Source organism: Burkholderia sp. Bp9099 (assembly GCF_003857805.1).
In the GTDB taxonomy this organism is placed as follows: domain Bacteria; phylum Pseudomonadota; class Gammaproteobacteria; order Burkholderiales; family Burkholderiaceae; genus Burkholderia.
Window position 1 is genome coordinate 63,717 of sequence record NZ_QTPU01000013.1, and the last position, 21,964, is coordinate 85,680.

The 21,964-nt window shown below is 69.0% G+C and carries 24 protein-coding genes and 1 pseudogene; 10 read left to right on the forward strand and 15 right to left on the reverse strand.

Features of this window, described 5'->3' with window-relative positions; all coding sequences use genetic code 11:
- Positions 1 to 174 precede the first annotated feature (174 nt).
- The 4 genes from DIE17_RS16625 to DIE17_RS16635 all read right to left on the reverse strand — a co-directional run bounded on the left by DIE17_RS16625 (position 175) and on the right by DIE17_RS16635 (position 2,662).
- Positions 175 to 615, reverse strand: coding sequence for a hypothetical protein (locus DIE17_RS16625; protein WP_124486109.1), 441 nt, complete (start codon positions 613 to 615; stop codon positions 175 to 177).
- A 377-nt stretch (positions 616 to 992) separates the two neighbouring features.
- The gene (locus DIE17_RS16630) at positions 993 to 1,652 is read right to left on the reverse strand and encodes an isoprenylcysteine carboxylmethyltransferase family protein (protein ID WP_124486108.1); all 660 of its coding nucleotides are present in this window, start codon (positions 1,650 to 1,652) and stop codon (positions 993 to 995) included.
- A 166-nt stretch (positions 1,653 to 1,818) separates the two neighbouring features.
- Positions 1,819 to 1,986, reverse strand: coding sequence for a hypothetical protein (locus DIE17_RS37450; protein WP_185500310.1), 168 nt, complete (start codon positions 1,984 to 1,986; stop codon positions 1,819 to 1,821).
- A gap of 256 nt (positions 1,987 to 2,242) precedes the next feature.
- Positions 2,243 to 2,662, reverse strand: a complete 420-nt coding sequence (locus DIE17_RS16635; protein ID WP_044848523.1) for an HIT family protein — start codon at positions 2,660 to 2,662, stop codon at positions 2,243 to 2,245.
- A 289-nt stretch (positions 2,663 to 2,951) separates the two neighbouring features.
- On the opposite strand from DIE17_RS16635, the gene DIE17_RS16640 reads away from it, so the two are divergent.
- Both DIE17_RS16640 and DIE17_RS16645 read left to right on the forward strand, forming a co-directional pair.
- Entirely contained in the window at positions 2,952 to 4,139 is a 1,188-nt protein-coding gene (locus DIE17_RS16640) for a hypothetical protein (RefSeq protein ID WP_185500309.1), read from the forward strand.
- A gap of 203 nt (positions 4,140 to 4,342) precedes the next feature.
- The gene (locus DIE17_RS16645) at positions 4,343 to 5,746 is read left to right on the forward strand and encodes a serine hydrolase (protein WP_124921144.1); all 1,404 of its coding nucleotides are present in this window, start codon (positions 4,343 to 4,345) and stop codon (positions 5,744 to 5,746) included.
- Between the two features lie 66 nt (positions 5,747 to 5,812).
- Here the strand turns inward: DIE17_RS16645 and DIE17_RS16650 are convergent, their stop codons facing one another.
- The 4 genes from DIE17_RS16650 to DIE17_RS16665 all read right to left on the reverse strand — a co-directional run bounded on the left by DIE17_RS16650 (position 5,813) and on the right by DIE17_RS16665 (position 8,973).
- Positions 5,813 to 6,436 carry a glutathione S-transferase family protein gene (locus DIE17_RS16650; RefSeq protein ID WP_044848521.1) on the reverse strand — a complete coding sequence of 208 codons (624 nt, stop codon included), beginning with the start codon at positions 6,434 to 6,436 and terminating at the stop codon, positions 5,813 to 5,815.
- A 141-nt stretch (positions 6,437 to 6,577) separates the two neighbouring features.
- The gene (locus DIE17_RS16655; protein WP_124486106.1) at positions 6,578 to 7,048 is read right to left on the reverse strand and encodes a DUF2269 family protein; all 471 of its coding nucleotides are present in this window, start codon (positions 7,046 to 7,048) and stop codon (positions 6,578 to 6,580) included.
- Positions 7,045 to 8,298 (reverse strand): SDR family oxidoreductase, encoded by a 1,254-nt coding sequence (locus DIE17_RS16660; protein WP_124486105.1) that lies wholly within the window; start codon positions 8,296 to 8,298, stop codon positions 7,045 to 7,047. Before DIE17_RS16660 ends, DIE17_RS16655 begins: the two co-directional genes overlap by 4 nt.
- 141 nt (positions 8,299 to 8,439) lie before the next feature.
- Positions 8,440 to 8,973, reverse strand: coding sequence for a GbsR/MarR family transcriptional regulator (locus DIE17_RS16665; RefSeq protein WP_006760784.1), 534 nt, complete (start codon positions 8,971 to 8,973; stop codon positions 8,440 to 8,442).
- A gap of 206 nt (positions 8,974 to 9,179) precedes the next feature.
- Here DIE17_RS16665 and fabV point away from each other — a divergent pair, with 206 nt between their 5' ends.
- Positions 9,180 to 10,382: an enoyl-ACP reductase FabV gene (gene fabV / locus DIE17_RS16670; protein ID WP_124529225.1), complete on the forward strand. Its 1,203-nt coding sequence runs from the start codon at positions 9,180 to 9,182 to the stop codon at positions 10,380 to 10,382.
- 57 nt (positions 10,383 to 10,439) lie between these two features.
- Here fabV and DIE17_RS16675 read toward each other — a convergent pair whose 3' ends face one another.
- On the reverse strand, positions 10,440 to 11,144 hold the full coding sequence (locus DIE17_RS16675; RefSeq protein WP_124921145.1) for an SDR family oxidoreductase: 705 nt from the start codon (positions 11,142 to 11,144) through the stop codon (positions 10,440 to 10,442).
- Between the two features lie 337 nt (positions 11,145 to 11,481).
- Between DIE17_RS16675 and DIE17_RS16680 the strand changes: the two genes are divergently transcribed.
- Positions 11,482 to 12,066 carry a TetR/AcrR family transcriptional regulator gene (locus tag DIE17_RS16680; RefSeq protein ID WP_124486103.1) on the forward strand — a complete coding sequence of 195 codons (585 nt, stop codon included), beginning with the start codon at positions 11,482 to 11,484 and terminating at the stop codon, positions 12,064 to 12,066.
- 31 nt (positions 12,067 to 12,097) lie between these two features.
- On the opposite strand, the gene DIE17_RS16685 is transcribed toward DIE17_RS16680, so the two are convergent.
- Both DIE17_RS16685 and DIE17_RS16690 read right to left on the reverse strand, forming a co-directional pair.
- Positions 12,098 to 12,676 carry a hypothetical protein gene (locus DIE17_RS16685; protein WP_124666351.1) on the reverse strand — a complete coding sequence of 193 codons (579 nt, stop codon included), beginning with the start codon at positions 12,674 to 12,676 and terminating at the stop codon, positions 12,098 to 12,100.
- Positions 12,677 to 12,830: 154 nt separating this feature from the next.
- A complete protein-coding gene (locus DIE17_RS16690) occupies positions 12,831 to 13,361 on the reverse strand; it encodes a GNAT family N-acetyltransferase (RefSeq protein WP_124921146.1) in 531 nt (176 codons plus the stop codon).
- A 196-nt stretch (positions 13,362 to 13,557) separates the two neighbouring features.
- Here DIE17_RS16690 and DIE17_RS16695 point away from each other — a divergent pair, with 196 nt between their 5' ends.
- The 3 genes from DIE17_RS16695 to DIE17_RS16705 all read left to right on the forward strand — a co-directional run bounded on the left by DIE17_RS16695 (position 13,558) and on the right by DIE17_RS16705 (position 14,978).
- Positions 13,558 to 13,935 (forward strand): helix-turn-helix transcriptional regulator, encoded by a 378-nt coding sequence (locus DIE17_RS16695; protein ID WP_124529217.1) that lies wholly within the window; start codon positions 13,558 to 13,560, stop codon positions 13,933 to 13,935.
- Positions 13,898 to 14,383, forward strand: coding sequence for an SRPBCC family protein (locus tag DIE17_RS16700; RefSeq protein ID WP_124921147.1), 486 nt, complete (start codon positions 13,898 to 13,900; stop codon positions 14,381 to 14,383). The genes DIE17_RS16695 and DIE17_RS16700 overlap by 38 nt, the downstream gene beginning before the upstream one ends.
- Positions 14,384 to 14,501: 118 nt before the next feature.
- A complete protein-coding gene (locus tag DIE17_RS16705) occupies positions 14,502 to 14,978 on the forward strand; it encodes an SRPBCC family protein (RefSeq protein ID WP_044848511.1) in 477 nt (158 codons plus the stop codon).
- A gap of 28 nt (positions 14,979 to 15,006) precedes the next feature.
- On the opposite strand, the gene DIE17_RS16710 is transcribed toward DIE17_RS16705, so the two are convergent.
- The 4 genes from DIE17_RS16710 to DIE17_RS16725 all read right to left on the reverse strand — a co-directional run bounded on the left by DIE17_RS16710 (position 15,007) and on the right by DIE17_RS16725 (position 19,810).
- The gene (locus DIE17_RS16710; protein WP_124921148.1) at positions 15,007 to 16,137 is read right to left on the reverse strand and encodes an amidohydrolase family protein; all 1,131 of its coding nucleotides are present in this window, start codon (positions 16,135 to 16,137) and stop codon (positions 15,007 to 15,009) included.
- 1 nt (position 16,138) lies between these two features.
- Entirely contained in the window at positions 16,139 to 17,446 is a 1,308-nt protein-coding gene (locus tag DIE17_RS16715; protein WP_124921149.1) for an MFS transporter, read from the reverse strand.
- Between the two features lie 85 nt (positions 17,447 to 17,531).
- Positions 17,532 to 18,827 carry a CaiB/BaiF CoA-transferase family protein gene (locus tag DIE17_RS16720; RefSeq protein WP_124921150.1) on the reverse strand — a complete coding sequence of 432 codons (1,296 nt, stop codon included), beginning with the start codon at positions 18,825 to 18,827 and terminating at the stop codon, positions 17,532 to 17,534.
- Complete coding sequence (locus DIE17_RS16725) at positions 18,824 to 19,810, reverse strand: hydroxymethylglutaryl-CoA lyase (protein ID WP_124921151.1); 987 nt, start codon at positions 19,808 to 19,810, stop codon at positions 18,824 to 18,826. The genes DIE17_RS16720 and DIE17_RS16725 overlap by 4 nt, the downstream gene beginning before the upstream one ends.
- 173 nt (positions 19,811 to 19,983) lie before the next feature.
- Here DIE17_RS16725 and DIE17_RS16730 point away from each other — a divergent pair, with 173 nt between their 5' ends.
- The 3 genes and pseudogenes from DIE17_RS16730 to DIE17_RS38425 form a co-directional block, all read left to right on the forward strand.
- Positions 19,984 to 20,805, forward strand: coding sequence for an IclR family transcriptional regulator (locus tag DIE17_RS16730; RefSeq protein WP_124529207.1), 822 nt, complete (start codon positions 19,984 to 19,986; stop codon positions 20,803 to 20,805).
- A gap of 133 nt (positions 20,806 to 20,938) precedes the next feature.
- A complete protein-coding gene (locus DIE17_RS16735) occupies positions 20,939 to 21,577 on the forward strand; it encodes a 2-hydroxychromene-2-carboxylate isomerase (protein WP_044848505.1) in 639 nt (212 codons plus the stop codon).
- 39 nt (positions 21,578 to 21,616) lie between these two features.
- A pseudogene (locus tag DIE17_RS38425) lies at positions 21,617 to 21,783 on the forward strand (MFS transporter); the annotation flags it as partial.
- Positions 21,784 to 21,964: the final 181 nt, after the last annotated feature.

Sequence of the window (21,964 nt, forward strand, 5' to 3'; positions counted from 1 at the left end):
GAGAGAAGGCGCCAAGCCGTCGAACGAGGCTGGGCATGAACTGCCGAAGGGGAGAAGGTGCCGGTCTTGCCGGCGACGGCCGCCCGGCTGAAGCTGCCGGGCCGGCTGTCGGAGGGTGCCGCCGCGTCGGGCGCGCCGGTGCGCAAAGCGCGCACCGTGCCGCGCCCGCGGGGATCAGTCCCAGTCGCGGTGATGGCGATGCTTGCGGTGACGATGGCCGCGATCGCCATAGTCGCCGCGGTCGTACGAGTTGCGCGACAGGTTGCCGCCGAGCGCCGCGCCGGCGCCGCCGCCGACGGCTGCGCCCAGCAGGCCGCCCGTGCGGCCGCCCATCGCGTTGCCGGCCGCGGTACCCGCGCCGCCGCCGAGTGCGCCGCCGATGATCGCGCCGGTGCGTTCGCGACGGTTCGACGTCACGGCACCACCCGCGCCGCCGCCGATCGCGCCGCCGATCACGGAGCCCGTGCTGCCGCCGACCGCGCCGCCGACCGCTGCGCCGGCAACCCCGCCGAGCGCGCCGCCAAGCGCGTTGTTCATGTCACCGGCCATTGCCGGCAGTGCGGTCGCGCCGGTCAGCACGGCGACGACGAGAGTGGGGGCGATTTTCTTCCACATTCCCGTATTCTTCCTTGTTCGCAATCTGGTTATCAAAGGTCTGCTCGTTACGACGATCTGAATCGATCGACGTCGATGCCGGCATTGTGCCGAATCCCGGACCAATTCATTTCAATGAGCTTGCGGCGAAGAATAGCACCGGTCGTGTCCCCTTGCCGTCGACATTCTGGTAACAAGTTGTTTACCGCAACAGGACCGGAAAAGGTTGCCGAAAACCGCCTGCAAAGCCCGCCGGCACGGGCTCCGGCCGTGGGCCGGCCGCACTCGAAGGCGGTGCCGGAAGCGCCCGTCGCGCGGGTTCGGACACACGTGGCAACACATCGCGGGTGCGCCACGAGGCGGCCGGGATCGATCGGGCCATCCAGGACGAACGAGGGTCAGTACACGCCCGGCAGCAGCCGCCACGTGTGCGCGCAGTACGCGTCGTATTCGGCACCGAATTGCGCGCGCAGCAACGCTTCCTCGGAACGGATGCGGGCGACCAGCGGGATCATCGTCAACGCGACGAGCAGCAGCCCGATGCCCGAGCGGAACGCGCACGCCCAGCCGGCCGCATTGACGAGCAGGCCGAGATAGCTCGGGTTGCGAATTCTCCGATAGATACCGTCCGTCACCAGCGTGTGGCCCGGCTGGATCGCGACGAGCCCGCTGAAGCGCTTGCCGAGCACGAACACGGGCCAGATGCGCAGCACGCCGCCCGCGACGTACAGCACGACGCCGATCCAGCGCACCGTGTCGCCGCCGAAGGTCCATACGTCGAGCCGGTCGGTCAGCGCGGGCAGGTATGCGAGCAGGAACCCGCTGGCCGCAAAGGCCGCGAGCACCCAGCGGTTGTCGCGGTTCTCGCGTTCGCCGGCGCTCAGGTTGCCTTCGGTGAACAACGCGGCGACGGCCAGCGCGAGCGTCGCGACGGCAATGACGGTCAGTTGCGGATGCGAGAAGAAGGCGGCGAACCCGCCGATGCCGAGCACGGCGAGCCCGAGATAGACGAGCGTGGAGACGCTCGCCACGATTGCGACCTTGCGCGTAACGGCCATGGCTGCCTCGCCGGAGTGGGCTTTCCTGTGAAGTATAGGAACCCGGGCGGGCCATGCGCACGCGCGCCGTCATGAGGCGCGCGAGTCGTCCGTGCGGGAAGCGGCGGCCAAGCGTCGAACGACGGGGCCGCTCGACGTGCGGGCGGCGCCCGCGCCCGCCGCCCGGTCAGCGAATGCGGAAGTTGCCGCCGATGCCGACGCTGACGGGCGGTGCGTAATAGGCGGGCGCATAGCCGTAGTAGGCCGGCGCGGGCGCGTAGTAGCCGTAAGGCGGCGCGACATAGCAGCCGGACAGGCCGCCGATCAGCGCAAAGGTGATGAGGATTTTGTACATGACTCGATTCCCGGCGAAGAGGGCACGTTGCATCTCGCGAAAACCACGCCGTCGCAGCCTGCGACGGCCGGCACGGAAGAGACAACCGGCCCTTCCCGTCGCTCGATGCGGCAATGCGCGGAGTCTAGCGCCGGGGCCACCGGGACACGTTTCGCGAGCGGTTACACGTGTTACGTGGTGTGACCGCTGAAACAGGCGCGCACGGCGTCGCGGCACGCGCCCGCTGGCGCCGCCCGAACCACGCGCCGTCTGCGCGTTACACGAAACGCGCGCGGATCCGCTCGGCGACCGATTCGAGCGTCGCCGAATCGGCGATGTCGCGTGCGTGCATCCGCAGCTCGACGCCTTCCCAGCGCGGAATCACGTGGAAATGCACGTGCGGGACCGTCTGGCCCGCCGCCGCGCCGTTGAACTGGCCGATGAACACGCCGTCCGGCCCGAGCGCCGCGCGCACGGCCGCCGCGACGCGCTGCGTCATGCGGATGCCGGCCGCGGCCGCGTCGCCGGACAGCTCGAAGATCTGCGCGGCCGGCTCCTTCGGGATCACGAGCACGTGACCGTCGGCCTGCGGCATGAGATCCATGATCGCGAGGGTCGCGTCGTCTTCGGCGACCTTCACGCACGGCAGTTCGCCGCGCAGGATCCGGGCGAACGGGTTGTTGTTGTCGTAGGACATGGGCGTTTTCCGATGTTTGCGATTGCGGTTTGACTGGGAACGATGCCGGACGATTATCGGCCGACGGCGGTCCGGATTTCAACTTGTCAGGCCGTGTCGCCATGGCGGCGAACAATGCGCGCCGACTCGCGTGCAATGCCCGCCGCCGGATGGAATATCCGGCCGTCGCGATCCGTTTATCTCGAGTGCGGACTCGCACGGCAAGACTGCGGATCCGCGCCGGACATCCGCGCGCTGCGCAGGCCGGCAGCCGGGATGACTGCTCGCGATCATCAACCGGAGTCATGCCATGGACCCTCTCCCCTCCTGTCGTTCGCCCGCCCCGCCCGTGTTTGACGCCGCGTTTGCCGATCACCCGCCGATCCTCGCCCACGCCTGTCGCACGATGGCGCGCACGCTATGCCGCGCGGCTTGCGGCGCGGGACTGATCGCGTTGTCGTCGGCTTTCGCGTGGGCCGGCGGCGGCAATTCGATCCTGCCGGTCTCGTCGGTCACGGCGTCGACCGTGCCCGCCAACGGCGACGTCAATCCGTACGGCATCGCGTTCGTGCCGCGCGGCGTGCCGAGCTGGAGCACGCTGAAACCGGGCGACGTCGTCGTATCCAACTTCAACGCGGCATCGAACACGCAAGGCACCGGCACGACGGTCGTCAAGCTGTCGCCCGGCAAGACGCCGGCAACGTTCTTCCAGGGCAGCAATGTCGGCCTGACGACCGCGCTCGCGGTGCTGCGCAGCGGCTTCGTGCTGGTCGGCAACGTGCCGGCACCGGACGGCAAGACCGTGGTCCCCCCGGGCTCGCTGCTCGTCATCGGTCCGCAAGGCAATCTCGTCACGCAACTGTCGAGCACCACACTGCTCGACGGACCGTGGGACATGACCGTGATCGACCGCGGCCAGCGCGTGACCGCGTTCGTGTCGAACGTGCTGAACGGGACGGTCGCACGGATCGAGCTGATGATCGGCAGCGACGGCGTCAGGATGCTGCCGGGCTCGCAGATCATCGCATCGGGCTACGTGAACCGGACCGATCCCGCTGCGCTCGTCGTCGGCCCGACCGGCCTCGCGTACGATCCCGACATCGACGTCCTGTATGTCGCCTCGACCGGCGACAACGCGGTGTTCGCGATCCAGAATGCCGCGACGACGCATCGCAACGGCGGCGTCGGACGGATGATCTACTTCGATGCGGCGCACCTGCACGGCCCGCTCGCGCTGGCGCTCGCGCCGAACGGCCATCTCGTGACCGCGAACGGCGACGCGGTCAACCCCGACCCGCTGCAACCGAGCGAGATCGTCGAATTCACGGTGGACGGGCGCTTCGTCGCGCAGATGCAGGTCGATACCGTGCCGGGCGCGGCATTCGGGCTCGCGTTCGGGCGCGGCAGCAAAGGCCAGCCGGAATTCGCGGCCGTCGACGACAACACGAATACCGCGACGGTCTGGACACTGCGTTCGGACAACGGCAACGCACAATGACGCATCACGCGAACGGGCCGCGTGCGGCCCGTTCGAACCTGCGCGATCGACACATGCGATTCGCAGACGCCGGGCACCATGCCGCCTGACCGACGCCGCCCGGCGTCACCCGCCCCCACGATTGCCACCGCTCGCGCGAACCTGCGACACTGCCGGATCGTTGCCATCGTTGCCGGCCGGCACGCCACCGAGGACGCTCGCGCATGACGATCCCCTTCAAATCGCTGATCCTGCGCGGTGCCGCCGTCGCGCTCGCCGCCGCGCTCGGCTACACCGGCTACATGCTGTCGCGGCTCGCGCCCATCGCGACGGGCTATGCCGCGAAGGCGCTGTGTTCGGGCGTGTTCGTGTCCGGCCGTCCGGCCGCGTCGGTGATCGACGTCGACATCATGGCCGGCGTGCATCCGCTGCTGAAGCTGGTGCGTCCGTCGATCGATCCCGAGCATCATCGTGCCGTCGCGACCTTCGCCGGATTCGCGCAACGCGAGGCGGACTTCCGGCCCGGGCTCGGCTGCACGCTCGCGCTCGGACCGTCGCCCGGCGGGCTGCCGGCCGCGCTGCCGCCCGTCCCCGATCCGCCGCCCACGCACGAAGCGGCGCCGGCCGCACCGCCCGCCGGCATCGACGCACGCAAGCTGCAGGCCGCGCTCGACCGCGCGTTCGACGAACCCGATCCGGCGCGGCCGCGGCGCACCCGCGCGGTCGTCGTGATGTGGCGCGGCCAGGTGATCGCCGAACGCTATGCGCCCGGCTTCGCGGCCGACACGCCGCTGCCCGGCTGGTCGATGACGAAGACCGTGACGGCCGCGATGGCCGGCATGCTCGTCGCGCAGCACAAGCTGTCGCCGGACGCGTCGGCGCTGCTGCCCGAATGGCGCGACAGCGGCGATCCGCGCGCGGCGATCACGCTCGACGAGCTGCTGCGGATGACGAGCGGCCTGCAATTCAACGAGGACTACGACGACCCGCTGTCCGACGTCGCCGTGATGCTGTTCACGCAGCCGGACACCGCGCGTTTCGCGTCGGCCATGCCGCTCGCCGCGCAGCCCGGCACGCAGTGGTACTACTCGAGCGGCACGAGCGCGATCGTCGCGCGCGTGATGCGCGAGGCGATGGGCGGCACCGAAGGCGACTACCTCGCGTTTCCGCGCCGCGCGCTGTTCGCGCCGCTCGGCATGCGCAGCGCGGTGTTCGAGCCCGATGCGGCCGGCACGCTCGGCAGCGCGTCGTTCATGTATGCAAGCGCGCGCGACTGGGCGCGCTTCGGGGAGCTTCTGCGGCAGGACGGGGTGTGGGACGGGCAGCGGCTGCTGCCGCAAGGCTGGGTGCGCTACCTGACGCGCGCGACGCCGCTGTCGACGCGCCAGGAATTCGGCGCGCATCTGTGGGTGAAGGTGCCGGAGCCGTTCAACGATCGCGATGCGCACGCGAGCCCGCTGCCCGTCGACGCGTTTCATGCGGTCGGCCATGAAGGCCAGTTCGTGAGCGTGGTGCCGAGCCGCGAGCTGGTGGTCGTGCGGCTCGGGCTGTCGCGGCCGGAATCCGCATGGAATCACGAGGCATTTCTCGCGCGCGTGCTCGAGGCCGTACCGGCATCGGGCTCGTGACGGCCGCGGCGCGGCGGCGATGCGGCGGCACATCACGCCGCCGCGCCGCGCGCGACATGCGATGCGTTACGGGTTCGCGCTGCCCGCGTACTGCTGGAAACCTTCGCGCGTCGCCAGGCGCTCGATGTAGCGCTTCACTGCCGGGAAATCCGGATGCTCGAACGGCGTGCCGAACCAGCGGTTCACCGACAGGCCGATCGGAATGTCCGCGAGCGTGAAGCGGTCGCCGGCCACGAACGCGCCGGTCGCTTCGAGCTGCGCGTTCAGTATCTGCATGTGCTTCGTCCAGCCCGCGATCGACTGCGCGATCGCCGCCGGGTCCTGGTGATCCGGCGACTTGCGCACGAGGCCGAGGAACGCGCCGACCCACGAGCGGTTCAGGTCCGTGCCCTGCCAGTCGATCCACTGATCGACCCGCGCGCGCGCCTGCGGCTCGGCCGGATAGAGCGCGTCGCCGCCATAGCGGTTCGCGAGATAGCGGATGATCGTGTTCGACTCCCACAACACGAAGTCGTCGTCCTTGATGACCGGCACGAGGCCGTTCGGATTCAGCGCGAGGTAGGCCGGGTCGTTGGTCGTGCGAAAGCCCGCGCCCCAGTCTTCCTGTTCGAACGGCAGGTTCAGTTCGGTGCACAGCCACAGCACCTTGCGGACGTTGATGGACGGGATCTTGCCGAGGATGTGCAGCATGCAGGCTCCTTGTGAGGTCGAATGCGAAGCGTTCGGGAGGCGCGACACGGCCCGGACGCGCTCCCGTCGAAGTTATACACGAGCCCGCGAGAATCGACAGCGCGTCAGGCGAAATCGCCGTTGCAGGCCCCACTGCCTCGCTCACATCGGCTTGAGCACCATCAGGAAATAAACGCTCAGCATCGCGAAGAACGCCGGATAGCCGAGCAGCTCCCAGCGCTTCGCATAGCGCCAGTACCGTTCCGGCAGCGCGGCAGCGCCGTTCGCATGCGCGAGCTTCGCCATCGCGGCCAGTTCGATCTGCAGCCATACGACCGGCAGCCAGCACGCGCCCGCGACCGCATACAGCACGATCGACGCGACCAGCCACGGCGTCGTCCACGGCCAGCCGGCCGTATGCGCGAGCCACAGCCCGGATGCGGGCTGGAACAGCACGGCCGGCGTCGTGAACCACCAGTCCGCGCGCACGACGAGGCGCGACACGGCGGCGATCGCCGGCACCGAGCGCGTGCGGTTCGCGAAGAACAGGTAGAACGCGGTGCCGAAACCCGTGCCGACCATCAGCACCGAGGACAGGATATGCAGCGTCTTGATCACGAGATAGGTGTTCATGCGTGTTCTTCTTCTGAAAAGAGGATCAACAGGATCGCCAGAATCGGCACGTTCTTGAGCACGGGGCCGAACGGCTCGGCGAGCAGGCCGGGCATCGTGACCGCGATGACGGCCGAATACGCGACGATCAGCGCGCCTTGCGCGGCCCACAGCCGGCGGGACGGCGCGACGACGGTCGCCACGCCGAACGCGAAGTCAAGCGCGCAGGCCGCGTAGAGCGCGATCAGCGCGGGCAAGCCAGTCAGGTGCGCGCGGGCGAGCATCGCGAGGCTGTCGTGCCGCGGATGGATGAACGCGCTGACGATGGCCGTCCAGATCCAGACGATCGCGAGCGCGCCCAGCAGCAGCGGCCGCCGCCACATCGCGAGCGCGTCGCGGCGCAGCGCGGGCGCGTCCGCGCCGATGAAATGCCGCAGCCCGCGCGGCGGCCGGCCGAGCACGGCCGCGAGCGCCGCGGGGTCGCCGGTGTTGCCGCCGCGCAGCATCGTCCACGTGTCGCGGGTCAGCATCGCGCCCGGCAGCGCGCCGAGCAGCGCGGCCGCCGCCCCGACCAGCGGGCCCGGCAGCGCGATGCGCGCCGCCGGCGGGAAGCCCAGCGCGGCGCGATAGACGCTCAGCATCTCGCGATACTCGACTTCGTCGCCGCCGACCGCGTCGATGACCGGGTTGCCGGCCGCCGGCGCATCGACGAGCCGCGCGACGAGTTCGGCGAGATCGTCGATGTGCACGGGGCGCAGCCGCTGATGGCCGCCCGTCGGCAATGCCTGCACGGGCAGGCTCGCGAGCATCCGGAAGAACCGTGCCGACGTGCCGGAAGCGCCGTAGACGAGCGCCGGGCGCACGATCCGGTAATCGAGCGGCAGCGTCCGCAGGAAGGTGTCGGCTGCGTATTTGCTGGCGAAATACGACGTGTCGCCGCGCTCGACGCCCAGCGCCGAGATCTGGATCACGCGTCGCACGCGGGCACGACAGCACGCGGTGAAGAGCGCGCAGGGCGCCGCGCGATGCACGGCGTCGAAGGTCGCGTCACGCCGGTCCGCAAGGATCCCGACCGCATTGATCACCACGTCGACGCCGTCGAGCCGGGCGAGCCACGCATCGGGATCGACGTCCTTCGTGAAGTCGATCGCGACGTCGTGCGGACCGACCGCATGCCGCACGCCGCGCAGCACGCGATGGCCGCCGGCTTCGAGCCGCGCGCCCAGCGCCCGCCCGATGAAGCCGTTCGCGCCGCAGAGGAGGATGTTCATGTCGCACTCCGCGGTGCGGCATGCCGGCGGATCGATCGCGATGCCCTGTTCATTTTCGTCCTTTACCTACAGTTATTTCTGTAAAGACAGAAATTTCACTTTCAAAAAAAGCGGGCTGCGTGCCCGCACGTCCGGTACCGCTTACTTCGACGACTTGCGCCTGACCGTCTGGCTGATCTTCGCGCCGATGCCGAGCGCCTTCATCAGCGTGTCGGGCTTGAGCCGCAGCATCTCGTCCGACCAGGTCGTGAGCGTCTCGACGAACTGCAGCGTGTCGCGGATGCGCTGTTCGGTTTCGCGGCTCTCGTCGGCGATCTCCGGGCTCGTCAGGCAATCGCGCAGCACCGTGAGCGTCGGTTCGATCTCGCGCTGCCGCCGCCCTTCGACGATCAGCTTGAACAGTTCCCAGATGTCGGTCGACGTCTCGAAGTGGTCGCGCCGGTCGCCCAGCACGTGCACGACCTTCGCGAGCCGCCATGCCTGCAGTTCCTTCAGGCTCGTGCTGACGTTGGAACGCGCGACGTTGAGCGTCTCGGCGATCTCGTCGGCCGCAACCGGCCGGCCAGCCAGGTACAGCAGCGCGTGAATCTGCGAGACGGTGCGGTTGACGCCCCAGCGCGAGCCCATTTCGCCCCAGTGGAGGATGAATCGTTCGGCAATCGGTGTGAGTTCCATGTCGGGGAATTTAGTTTTTTCAGTTATTTCTGTCAAGAGAGAAATAACGGGCGGCGACGCGAATGGCTGCCTTGACGGTCCCGCCCGCGGGCGACTGCGACCGCGGCCACGGCTCACCTTTCCCGCCGTTGCGCCCGCTTCCATTACAATGCGCGGGATTTTTCCGATTTCAGGCCGTCCGCGCCTTTCTGACTAGAGGTTCTCCCATGATCATCAAACCGCGCGTGCGTGGCTTCATCTGCGTGACGACTCATCCGGTCGGCTGCGAAGCCAACGTCAAGGAACAGATCGACTACGTGACTTCGCACGGCCCGATCGCCAACGGTCCGAAGAAGGTGCTCGTGATCGGCGCGTCGACCGGCTACGGCCTCGCCGCCCGGATCTCGGCCGCATTCGGCTCGGGCGCGGACACGCTGGGCGTGTTCTTCGAGCGCGCCGGCAGCGAGACGAAGCCGGGCACCGCCGGCTGGTACAACAGCGCCGCGTTCGAGAAATTCGCCGCCGAAAAGGGGCTCTATGCGCGCAGCATCAACGGCGACGCCTTCTCCGACAAGGTCAAGCAGATCACGATCGACACCATCAAGCAGGATCTCGGCAAGGTCGACCTGGTTGTCTACAGCCTCGCGGCACCGCGCCGCACGCACCCGAAGACGGGCGAAACGATCAGCTCGACGCTGAAGCCGGTCGGCAAGTCGGTCACGTTCCGCGGCCTCGACACCGACAAGGAAGTGATCCGCGAAGTGTCGCTCGAGCCGGCGACGCAGGAAGAGATCGACGGCACCGTCGCCGTGATGGGCGGCGAGGACTGGCAGATGTGGATCGACGCGCTCGATGAAGCTGGCGTGCTGGCCGACGGCGCGAAGACGACCGCGTTCACGTACCTCGGCGAGCAGATCACGCACGACATCTACTGGAACGGCTCGATCGGCGAAGCGAAGAAGGATCTCGACAAGAAGGTGCTGTCGATCCGCGACAAGCTGGCCGCGCATGGCGGCGACGCGCGCGTGTCGGTGCTGAAGGCCGTCGTCACGCAGGCGAGCTCGGCGATCCCGATGATGCCGCTCTACCTGTCGCTGCTGTTCAAGGTGATGAAGGAAAAGGGCACGCACGAAGGCTGCATCGAGCAGGTGTACGGGCTCCTGAAGGACAGCCTGTACGGCGCGACGCCGCACATCGACGAGGAAGGCCGCCTGCGCGCGGACTACAAGGAGCTCGACCCGCAAGTGCAGGACAAGGTCGTCGCGATGTGGGACAAGGTCACCAACGAGAACCTGTACGAAATGACCGACTTCGCGGGCTACAAGACGGAATTCCTGCGCCTGTTCGGCTTCGAGATCGCGGGCGTCGACTACGACGCGGACGTGAACCCGGACGTGAAGATCCCGGGCATCATCGACACGACGGTCTGACGAAACGCCCGCCGCCGCGCTCACCGAGCGAGCGGCGGGGTCGCGCTGCCGGCCGCGTCAACGCGGCGCCGGCTCCTCCAGATAGACGCCCGACGACAGCGTGGCCTTCACCTGCCGCGTGAACTCGTCGGTCGACACTTCCTCCTCCCCTGCTTCGATTGCCTCGTAGGCCTGGCGCACGACGTCGGCCGGCGTGGCCTTCGGCACGTCGAGGCCGGCCGTCAGGTCGGTATCGATGAACCCCGCATGCAGCCCGACGACCCGCGTATGCTGTTCGCGCAGCGAATGGCGCAGCCCGTTGGTCAGCGCCCACGCGGCCGACTTCGACACGCCGTAGCCCGACAGGATCGGCCGGTTCACCCAGCTCGCGACCGACAGCACGTTCAGGATCGCGCCGCCGCCGTGGCCGGCCAGCGTTCCCGCGAAGGCGCGCGACATCGCCAGCATTCCGAACACGTTGGTCTCGAAGTGATCGCGCAACGCGTCGAGCGCGCCGTCGTCGGTCAGGCTGCCGAGTCGCGCGATGCCCGCGTTGTTGATCAGCAGCGTGACGTCGCGCGCGATATCGGCGGCCGCGGCGACCGTCGCCGGATCGGTCACGTCGAGCCTCACGGGCACCACGCCCGGCAGCGTCACGCTGGCCGGATCGCGCGCGCCCGCATAGACCTTGCGCGCCCCGCGTTCGAGCGCCTGCTTCGCGAACTCGCGGCCGAGCCCGCGGTTCGCGCCCGTGACGAACACCACTGCACCTTCGATCTTCATGCTCGTTCCTTTCGGAGAAAGGATCCCGCTCGCGCCGGTTCGCCGCGCGCCCGGGATCCGGTGATAAACCACGCCGCCATCGCGGACCGAACCGTTGCTCCGCCGGTGCCGTGCCGGAAGCCGGGCAGTCCGCCGCCCACGCCACGCCGCACCGGGACCGATATCCATCCGTGCCGCGTCGGTCGCTTCGCTTCATTCGCGAAGTCGGCTACACTCGATGTCAATGTCGATCACCATTGTCTTTGCGGTGCATTGTGTCAGCGCGATTTCGACACGTCAATGGCGATCACCATTGTGTTTTTCAATCGACGCAATTGCCGGAATGAGGGAGGGATCGATGGGCGTCTCGAGACAACAGGCCGCCGAAAACCGCAACGCGATCGTCGCGGCCGCCGAGCGGCTGTTCCGGGTGCGCGGTGTCGACGCGGTGGGGTTGACGGAGCTGATGAAGGAAGCCGGCTTCACGCAGGGCGGCTTCTACAACCACTTCAAATCGAAGGATGCGCTGGTCGCCGCGGTGATGGAGAAAGCGATCCAGGACCGTGCGGATTCACCGAACGCCGGCAGCGTCGCGAAGCAGGCGACGGCGTACCTGTCGGCCGCGCATCGCGACAACGTCGAAGCCGGTTGCCCGCTGTCGGGTTTCGCGGGCGATGCCCCCCGGCTGACCGACGCGGCGCGCGCGTGCTACGCGCACGGCGTCGCCGCGTATCTCGACCGGCTGGAACGGATGGTGGCCGCCGAAGGCCCGGCCGCGGCGGACACGCGCCGCGACGCGATCGCCGTCTTCAGCCAGATGGTCGGTGCGCTCGTGCTGTCGCGCGCGATCGCCGGCACCGATCCGGCGCTGGCCGACGAGATCCTCGACGCGGGTCGGCGCACGCTCGGCGCGCAACCCGACGATCCGGCCGTGCCGGCGTAGCGGCACGACGGGCGCCGGTGGCACGCGATCGCTATTGCACGGCCCTGGCGGCATCCCACAACGGCCGCTGGCCGAGCGCCGCATGCCACGCCGCGAATTGCGTGCGCCACGACTCGAACGGCTCCTTCAGCGGATGACGCGGATCGTCGCTCAACGCATACGCCATCCCCTCGATCAGCCAGCGCGGCTTGGTCGCGACCGCGAGGTTGCCGAGCACTTCGGCCTGCCGGTGGTGGATCAGCTCGTGGGCGAGAAAGTAGGTCTGCCAGCCGCGCGGCGCGACGACCACGCCGAAATCCCCGAGCGTCAGTGCCGCCCGTTCGCCGAGACCGAACTGGTCGGCGCACGCGCGCGTCGAGCAGAACACGACGCGCGGCGCGTCGCGAAACGGGCCGACGGCCGCGGCCGCGCGCGCGTAGCCGTCGCGATAGAGCTGCTGCGCGATGCCGAGCTTCGCGGCATCGTCGGTGCAGATGTCCGCGCTCGGGCATGACACGCCGGGCAGCAGCGCGGGCGCGACGACGCGCAGCGGCTTGACGAGCGCGTAGGCGGCGATCGGCACCGCGACGAGCAGGCCCGTGAGGGCGAAGGCGATACGGGAGCGTTTCATCGAGGCGGCAATTCCGTTGGCGTGGCGGTGACGTGTTCCAGCACGAATATATCGGAGCCGCGGCGGCGGCGGCCGGCTTTTCTGGTTCGCCTGGCTTCCGGCGGCGGTACTGCCGCGCCGGTCGCGACCCGGATCGCGACCGCATCCGGCCCCGTTACGCGAGCTGCTTGTGAAAATAAGTCGTCGCGCACAACGCGCCGTCGGGCATCAGCGCATAGTTCGGCACGACGCCCACGCGCTGCCAGCCGGCCCGCTCGTACAGGCGCTCGGCATCGCCGCCCGTCACGGTGTCGAGCACGAGCACGGTCTTGCCGGCGGCGCGCGCGGCGTCGTCGGCGGCCGCCATCAGCCGCGCGGCGACGCCCTGCCGTCGCGCATGACGCGACACGAGCATCTTCGCGAGGTCCGCTCGATGCGGCTGGTTCTCCGGCTGCGCGACCACGAGTTGCACGGTGCCGACGATCCGGCCGGCCGCGTCCTCGGCGACCAGCAGGATGCGCTCGCCGCTCGCGACGCCGGCGGCAACCCTCGTCCAGAACGCGACGGCCGTCGAGCGTTCGATCGGCAACATGAAGCTGACGGACGCGCCGCCTTCGACGCAATCGATCAGCACGTCGGCCAGCGCGCCGATGCAGGCGCGGGCTTCGCCCGCGTCGACGCGGCGGACGGTCACAGGTTCTGTCATACCCTCTCCGGTATATCAGGCGGGGCACGCGTTCGGCCGACGTGCGCCCGGATCGAATGGAATGCCGCCGTGCGGTCGCACCCCGCGCAACATCGGCGGATGCCCGGCAACACGACGCCCGGCCCGGTCGGCGGGTGTTACCTCCCCATCATCCTAAGCGACGAAAATTCTCGTTGCATTGCCTATACTTAGCCGCATGGCTAACTTTGAACCCGGCATCACCGACGTATTCCAGGCGCTCGCCGATCCGACGCGCTGCGCGATCGTCAGCGCGCTCGGCAACGGCGTGCGGACCGTTTCGGAACTGGCCGCGCCGTTCGACATGGCGCTGCCGTCGCTGATGAAGCATGTCGCGGTGCTCGAGCGCAGCGGCCTCGTCACGACCCGGAAAACCGGCCGCACGCGCACCTGCGAGCTGGTCGGCGGCAGGCTGGCCGAAGCCGAGCAGTGGCTCGCCGCGCAGCGCGCACTGTGGGAAGCGCGCGCCGATCGCCTGGTGGAATTCGTCGAACGCCGCCACCAGGAGGAGCACGCGCATGTCAACCCGCCACGTCGACCCCGCCGAAGCTCATGACCTCGTCATCACACGCACGCTGCATGCACCGCGCCAGGCGCTCTGGCGCGCGTGGACCGATCCCGAACTGCTGAAGGAATGGTGGTGCCCGAAACCGTGGATCACCGAAGTCCGCGCGTTCGACCTGCGCCCGGGCGGCGCCTTCCACACGTTCATGCGTGGCCCCGACGGCGGCACGAGCGACAACCCCGGGTGCTTCCTCGACATCGTGCCGGAAGCGCGCATCGTGTTCACGTCGATGCTCGCGGGCGGCTGGCGGCCGCAGGTGCCGTGGCTGGGCTTCACGGCGATCATCACGATGGCGGATGATGCCGCCGGTTGCCGCTACGACGCGCGCGTGATGCATCCCGACGCCGCGACGCGCGAGCGCCACGAGGCCCTCGGCTTCTTCGAGGGCTGGAACACCTGCATCACGCAGCTCGACGAATTCGCGTCCGCATTGCGCTGAATTAGCACGTGCGCGGGCCATTGCATGCCGCCGCGCGCGCGCCTAGGATTCCTGAAGGAAGCGTGACGACACGCCGGCATCCGGCGTGCACCGTCGCGCGCGCTCCGCGGGAGGCCACATGCTGCAGATGCACACGCATTCCACCCGGGTCAGCCGGCACCTGAACGCACCGCGCGGGCGCGTCTACCGCGCGCTGCTCGATCCGCACGCCGTCGAACAATGGAAGGTGCCGGACGGCATGACGTGCCGCGTGCTCGCCTACGACGCGCGCGAAGGCGGCGCGCTGCGCGTGTCGCTGAGCTACGACGAACCGTCGGACGGCACCGGCAAGACCACCGCGCACACCGACACCTATCACGGCCGCTTCGTGACGCTCGTGCCCGACGAACGGATCGTCGAAATCGACGTGTTCGAAACCGACGATCCGATGCTGCGCGGCGCGATGACGATCACGATCACGCTGTCCGACGAAGCTGGCGGCACACGCGTCGACGCGGTGCACGACGGTGTGCCGCCCGGCGTGCCGGCGGCCGACAACGAGACCGGCTGGCGCATGGCGCTCGCCCGGCTGGCGGCGCTGGTCGAGACGGGCTAGCAGCGCGACGCGACGTGCTCGGTATGCGTCAACCGAGCCGGTACGCGTGCGAGACGGTCCCGCGGAACAGCGCATCGCGCTCGTCCGGGCTCGCGTGTGCGGTCAGCCGCTTGAACGCGTTCCAACCGTTCACGTACGAATACGAGCCCTTGTCGACCGGAAAATTGCTCTCGAACATGCAGCGCTTCGCGCCGAACGCCTCGATGCACGTGAGCATCCACGGCTTCCACGCGGCGGCGAGCTGTTCGGAAGACGGCGGCCGCGCGCCCTTCTCGAAATCGAACCCGTTGATCCGCATGCCGAGGCCCCCGACCTTCACGAATACGTTCGGCAGCTGCGCGAGTTCGCGCATCGACGCGGACCAGCGCTGGAAGACTTCCGGCCGCTGGTCCGCGTAGCTCGCGATCCGCACGACGCCGCCGCAGTGATTGACGACGATCCGCGTGTCGGGGTTCGCCTTCGCCAGATCGAACAGCTCGGGCAATTGAGGAAAGAACAGCCACGCGTCGTACGACAGTCCGAGCGGCGCGAGCTGCGCGACGCCGGCCCGGTACGCGGGGTCGAGCAACAGCCCGCGCGGCACCGCCGACAACGGGTTGGCGAGCGTCGGATCGGCATCCCAGGTACTCAGGTGTCGAACGCCGCGAAAGCGTCCGCGCCCCGCGTCGACATGCGCTTCGAGCACGTCGCGCACGCGCTCGCCGAGCCGCAGGTCCGCGTGCCCGACGATGCCTTTCGCGACGGCCGGGCCGCTGCGTTGCAGCGGCTCCGTCACGCCGGCGACGTAGGCCGTCTCGCCGACCGGCTTCAGTTCGGCCGGGACCGCGTCGCGATAGCGCGTCAGCGCCTGCATGTAGACGGATGCCTGGACGTTGTGGCCGGATCGCGCGTCCTGCAGATAGTCGTCGAGCATGTAGATCCAGCCCGGCCGCTCGTAGAAGTGATGATGCGCATCGACGATCGGCAGATCCGGATCGAGTGCGGGTTCGAGCGCAGATGCGAGCCAGTCGCTTCGCACCGCGAGATAGTTGCCTTGGGTCGTCATGCGGGAGGGTCCGTTTTCAGCCGGCGCGCGCGTATCGGCCCATGCAGGGAGCGCGAGCGATGCGGCGGCCGCACCGAGCAACCGGCGTCGTTTGATCGAAATGGTCGCATCCATGTCATTCGCTCCGGTCGAATGCGTACAGCGACAGCGTGAGCAGCGTCGTGATCGCCAGCACGATCGCGAGGCCGAGCATCCCGGCCGTGAAGGTGCCGAAGCCGTCCTTCAGGTAGCCGACGAGATAAGGGCCCGCGAATCCGCCGAGCGCGCCGATCGAATTGATCAGCGCGAGCCCGCCGGCCGCCGCCTGGCCGGACAGGAAGCGTGAAGGCAGCGTATAGAAGATCGTGCGGCCGGCAATCGTGCCGATCAGCGCGAGCGTGATGCCGACGAGCGCGGGCCCGAGCGTCAGGAAGTGGGTCGACACGCCGAGCGCCACCGCGCCGATGGCCAGCCCGATCGCCAGGTTCGCGACCGGGCCGCCGCGCCGGTCCACCCGCTTCGCCCACCACAGCAGCGCGACGGTCGCGAAGAAGTACGGCACCGCGGAAAGCCAGCCCGTCTGCATCGTCGACATGCCGTGTGCCTTGAGCATCTGCGGCAACCAGATGCCGATCCCGTAAGAACCCATCGTGAAGCCGAACGAGATCAGCGCGAGCACGTACACGCGCACGTCGCGCAGCGCGACGCCGAAGTGCTTCTTGCGGCCGGCGGCCGCGCCTTCGCGCTCGAACGCGCGCTGCAGCGCGGTACGCTCGTCGCTCGACAGCCACGCGGCATCCGCGGGCGAATCGGACAGCAGCTTCAGCACGAGAAAACCGAGCGCGCACGCGGGCAGCCCTTCGACGATGAACATCCACTTCCAGCCCGCAAGGCCGAGCACGCCGTCGAGCTGCAGCAGCCACGTCGACAACGGGCCGCCGATCAGCGACGACAGCGGTGTCGACACGGTGAACCACGCCAGCACCCGCGTGCGGTAACTCGCCGGAAACCACACGGCGAGGAAAAAGATCACGCCCGGAAAGAAGCCCGCTTCGCCGATGCCGAGCAGCAGCCGGATCGCATAGAAACTCGTCGGCCCGGTCGCGAGCGCGGTCGCGGCCGCCATCAGCCCCCACGTGATCATGATGCGCGCGAGCCAGCGCCGCGCGCCGAAGCGGTACAGCGCGAGATTGCTCGGCACCTCGAACACGCAGTAGCCCGCGAACATGATCCCCGCGCCCCAGCCGAACTGCGTCGCGGTCAAGCCGAGGTCGCGGTTCATGGTCAGCGCCGCGAACCCGACGCTCGTGCGGTCGAGGTAGTTGAAGAAGTACGCGAGCGCGAGCAGCGGAATGAAACGCCACGCGGCCTTGCGCACGGCCCGTTGCTCGATCGACGCGTCGGTTTCGCGATCGGCGGCCAGCGCCGGGGAAGCGGATGTCATGGTTGTCTCCGTGGATACGGCGCTCCTCGCCCGCGCGATCGCACGGGCACGACGCCTGTTGTTCGTTCGATGGATCGCGGCGGCGCTACGCGCTCGCCACTTCGTTCGCCGAAGGCACATCGGCCGCCACGCCCGGCGGTTGGACGTCCGCACCATGTCCGTGCGACCCGGCGACGACGCCGGCAGCGATCAGCGCCCGGGCCTCGTCCGGCGTATAGCCGAGCTCGCCGAGCAACGCGCACGTGTCCTGACCGAGCGCGGGCGGCGCTGCGCGCAGCCGCAGGCGCTCGCCCGCGAGCGTGAGCGGCAGCAGCGCGGTGCGCGTGTCGACCGGCCGGCCGGCGCTGCTCGCGTCGGCCGGCAGCGTCACGGCTTCGAGCCCGCCCGTCGCGAGCAGATGCGGATCGTCGAACAGGTCCTGCGGCTTCGTGATCGGCGCATACGGCAGGCCGATCGATTCGAAGATCGCGCCGATCTCCGCGGCCGAATGCGCGGCGAGCCGCGCACGCAGTTCGGGCAGCAGCCACTCGCGGGCCTGCACGCGCAAGTTGTTGGTTGCAAGACGCGCATCGTCCTTCAGCGCGGCAAGGCCGAATGCATCGCAGAACAGCGCCCATTGCGTGTCCGATACGACCGCGAGAAAGATCTGCTCGCCATCCTTCACCGAAAACACGTCATAGACCGCCCACGCGGAAATGCGGCTCGGCATCGGCGACGCGGCCTGCCCCGTCACCGCGAACTGCATCATGTGCTGCGCGACGAGGAACACGTTGTTCTCGAACAGCGAACTCTGCACCTGCTGGCCGCGGCCGGTGCGTTCGCGCTGCGCGAGCGCGGCCATCGCGCCGATCGCGCCGAACATCCCGCCCATGATGTCGTTCACGCTCGAGCCCGCACGCAACGGCCGGCCTTCGGGGCCCGTCATGTACGCGAGCCCGCCCATCATCTGCACCACTTCGTCGAGCGCGGTGCGATGTTCGTACGGCCCCGGCAGGAAACCCTTGTGCGACACGTACACCAGGCGCGGATTCAGCGCGGACAACGCGGCATGGCCGAGCCCGAGCCGATCCATCGTGCCGCTCTTGAAGTTCTCGCTGAACACGTCCGCCGTCGCGACGAGCCGCCGCACGATCTCGAGCCCGCGCGGATCCTTCACGTCGACCGCGAGGCTTTTCTTGTTGCGGTTGAACATCCCGAAGAAGCCCGCGCCGGAACCGCGCAGCGCACGCGTGCTGTCGCCCGCGATCGGTTCGATCTTGATGACTTCCGCGCCGAGATCGGCGAGCAGCATGCCGCAGGTCGGGCCCATCACCATGTGCGTCATCTCGATCACGCGCACGCCTTCGTACGGCAGCGCCGCAGCCGCTTGGCGATCGTTCATTGCGCGACTCCCGTCAGGCAACCTTCCGGCTGGGCCGCCGACGGCGCACGGCCGTCCGCGTAACGGAATCCCTTCGGCAGCCGGGCGTCCGGCACGTGGCCGTACAGCGGCTCGGCAGGCAGCGCCGCGTGCAGGATCGCGCGCGCGGCGAGCAGCGCATCGGCGTCGATGCCCGTGTCGATCCCCATCGACTCCAGCAGGAACACGAGATCCTCGGTGACGATGTTGCCGGTCGCGCCCGGTGCATACGGGCAGCCGCCGAGACCGCCCTGGCTCGCGTCGATCGTCGTCACGCCGGCGTCGAGCGCCGCGACGACGTTGGCGAGCCCCTGCCCGCGGGTGTTGTGGAAGTGCGCGCCGCCCGCCTTGTCGCCGACTTCGCGTTGCAGGCGCGTGAACAGCCGGCGCACCTGCACCGGATTCGCATAGCCGCTCGTATCGGACAGACCGATCTCGTCGACCCCGCATTCGGCCATCGCAGCCGCCATCGCGATCGTCTCGTCGTCGGAGACGGCGCCGGCGATCGTGCAGCCGAACGCGACCGACACGCCGGCCTCGATCTGCACCGACGGAAACCGCGCATCGCGCAGCGCGACGATCGCGCGCACCTCGTCGATCATCTGCGCCGGCGTCTTGCGGATGTTCGCCAGCGAGTGCGCCTCGGTCACCGAGACCGGCAGCGTCAGCTTGTGGACGCCCGCCTCGAACGCGCTTTCGGCGCCGCGCAGGTTCGGCGCGAGCGCGGCGACGTGCAGCCCGGGAATCGCCAGCGCATGCGCGACGACTTCCCGCACGTCGGCCATCTGCGGCAACAGCCGCGCGGGCACGAACGACCCGACCTCGATCTCGCGCAGGCCGGCCGCGGCGAGTGCGGTGATCCAGCGCCGCTTGTCGGCCGTCTGCATCACGGCCTTGATGCTCTGCAGGCCGTCTCGCGGCCCGACCTCGCTGACCAGCACCTCTGGATACCCGGAAACGCTCATTCGACACCTCATAGTTCTATCTAAAAGAACATCGTTCTGTTTGACGGAACTTTAGAGGCACGTCGAATCGGCTGTAAGCGGGGTATACCCGTGAAATTGCGATTTTCTGGAACTTGTGTTCTATCAGGCAGAACGATATAGTGGATCGACCGTCACCCAAGGACCTGCAAGCCGTGCCTCCGACCTCGCTCCCCGCAGAACCCACCGGCACCGCCGCCGACTCGTCGGCCGACGCCTCCAGCGGCGTCGCCGTCCTCGATCGCGCGTTCGCGATCCTCCATGCCTTCGGGCAAACCGACGACCGGCTGTCGCTCGCGGAACTGTCGCGCCGCACCGGGCTGTACAAGAGCACGATCCTGCGCCTGCTCGCCGCGCTCGAGCACGGCGGCTTCATGCGCAAGCTCGACGACGGCCAGTACGCGGTCGGACACGAGCCGCTGCGGCTCGCCGCGCTGTACCAGCGTTCGTTCCGGGTCGGCCCGGTCGTCGAGCCGCTGCTCGAGACGCTGAGCCGCGAACTCGGCGAAACGGCGTCGTTCTACGTGCGCCACGGCGAGATGCGCTCGGTGCTCTATCGTGTCGAACCCACGCGCACGGTGCGCGTGTCGATCCGGGTCGGCGAGGAGTTTCCGGTTCACCAGGGAGCGTCCGGGAAGGTGCTGCTCGCGTTCACCGACCCGCACGATGCGCGCTGGAACGACGTACGCGAACAGTTGTGGGCCGCGTCGTACGGCGAGCGCGACCCGGAGACGGCTTCGGCGTCCGTGCCGGTGTTCGGCGCGGCCGGCGATTGCGTCGGCGCGCTCACGGTGTCGGGCCCGAAATCGCGGCTGGCCGCCGCGCCGGCGATGGCCGCGGCGCTCGCGCTGCTGTTGCCGCTCGCGCAGAAGGCGACCGTCGCGCTCGGTGGCACCGGCGCGCGCTACGACGCGCAGGCCGTGCGCGACAGTCTCGCGCGCTTCACCGCGGCCGCGGACGAACCCGCGCAGCCCTAGCCGGCACGCGCGTCCGGCGACGCGGCAGCGCAAACGCCGGCCGCATGCGACACTGGCCGCTGCCGCATGCAGCGCGCCGCCCGCCGGCGCGGCACATGCCACTGCCGTCCGGACACGCACAAGGGAACCCACGATGAACGCCCCGCGCACCGCCACCTGGTATTTCGATTTCGTCTCGCCGTTCGCCTACCTGCAGCAGGAACGGTTCGACGAGTTGCCGCCGGCTGCCGCCTACGAGCCGAAACCGATCGTGCTCGGCGCCGTGCTCACGCACTGGGGCCAGAAAGCGCCGGCCGAGATCGCGGCGAAGCGCATCTTCACCTATCGCCACGCGCAGTACCGCGCGGACAAGCTCGGCATTCCATTCCGGATGCCGCCCGCGCATCCGTTCAACCCGATCCGGCCGCTGCGTCTCGCGATCGCGATGGGCAACACGCCCGATGCGATCCGGCGGATCTTCCGGCACATCTGGCGCGACGGCCAGGACGTATCGACGCCAGAGGGTTTCGCCGCGCTGTGCGAGGCGGTGGGCTTTCCGGAAGGCGTGACGGCCGTCGACGCGCAAGCGGTGAAGGACGCGCTGCGGGCGAACACCGATCAGGCGATCGCGCATAGCGTGTTCGGCGTGCCGACCTTCGAACTCGATGGCGACCTGTTCTGGGGCGACGATGCGACCGACATGTTCGTCGATTGCGCGACGTCCCGCGCGTGGCTCGACTCGCCCGAAGTGCGCCGCATCAGCGCGCTGCCCGAAGGCATCCGGCGCGGCTGACGGCGCGCCTCGGCGCTGGCGGCTCACGTGTCGCGTCGTTCGACGCGCAGCCGCCTCGACGCGGTGCTGTTCTCGGCATGTTCATCGGGATGACGAGCGGCGCCGCGCTCGGCGGTTCGTTGCTCGCGCAACTTGACCGGCATGCGGTGATCGCGCCGGCGCCGACAACGTCGCCACCGGCACTGGCCGTGCGCACGCGGCGCCGTCGATTTTCGGCAGTGCGATTGCACGGCAGGCGGGTCCGCAGGGCTTGCCCGCCTTTTCTTTTATTTTCGATCGGTGCTGTGCGGCCCCGCGCGGCACGGCCGATTCGTGCGAGAGACAGCCGGCATTCGTTCATCCGATGCAATACTCGGAACGCGTCGCCGGGTTGCGCAGTTCAACCGA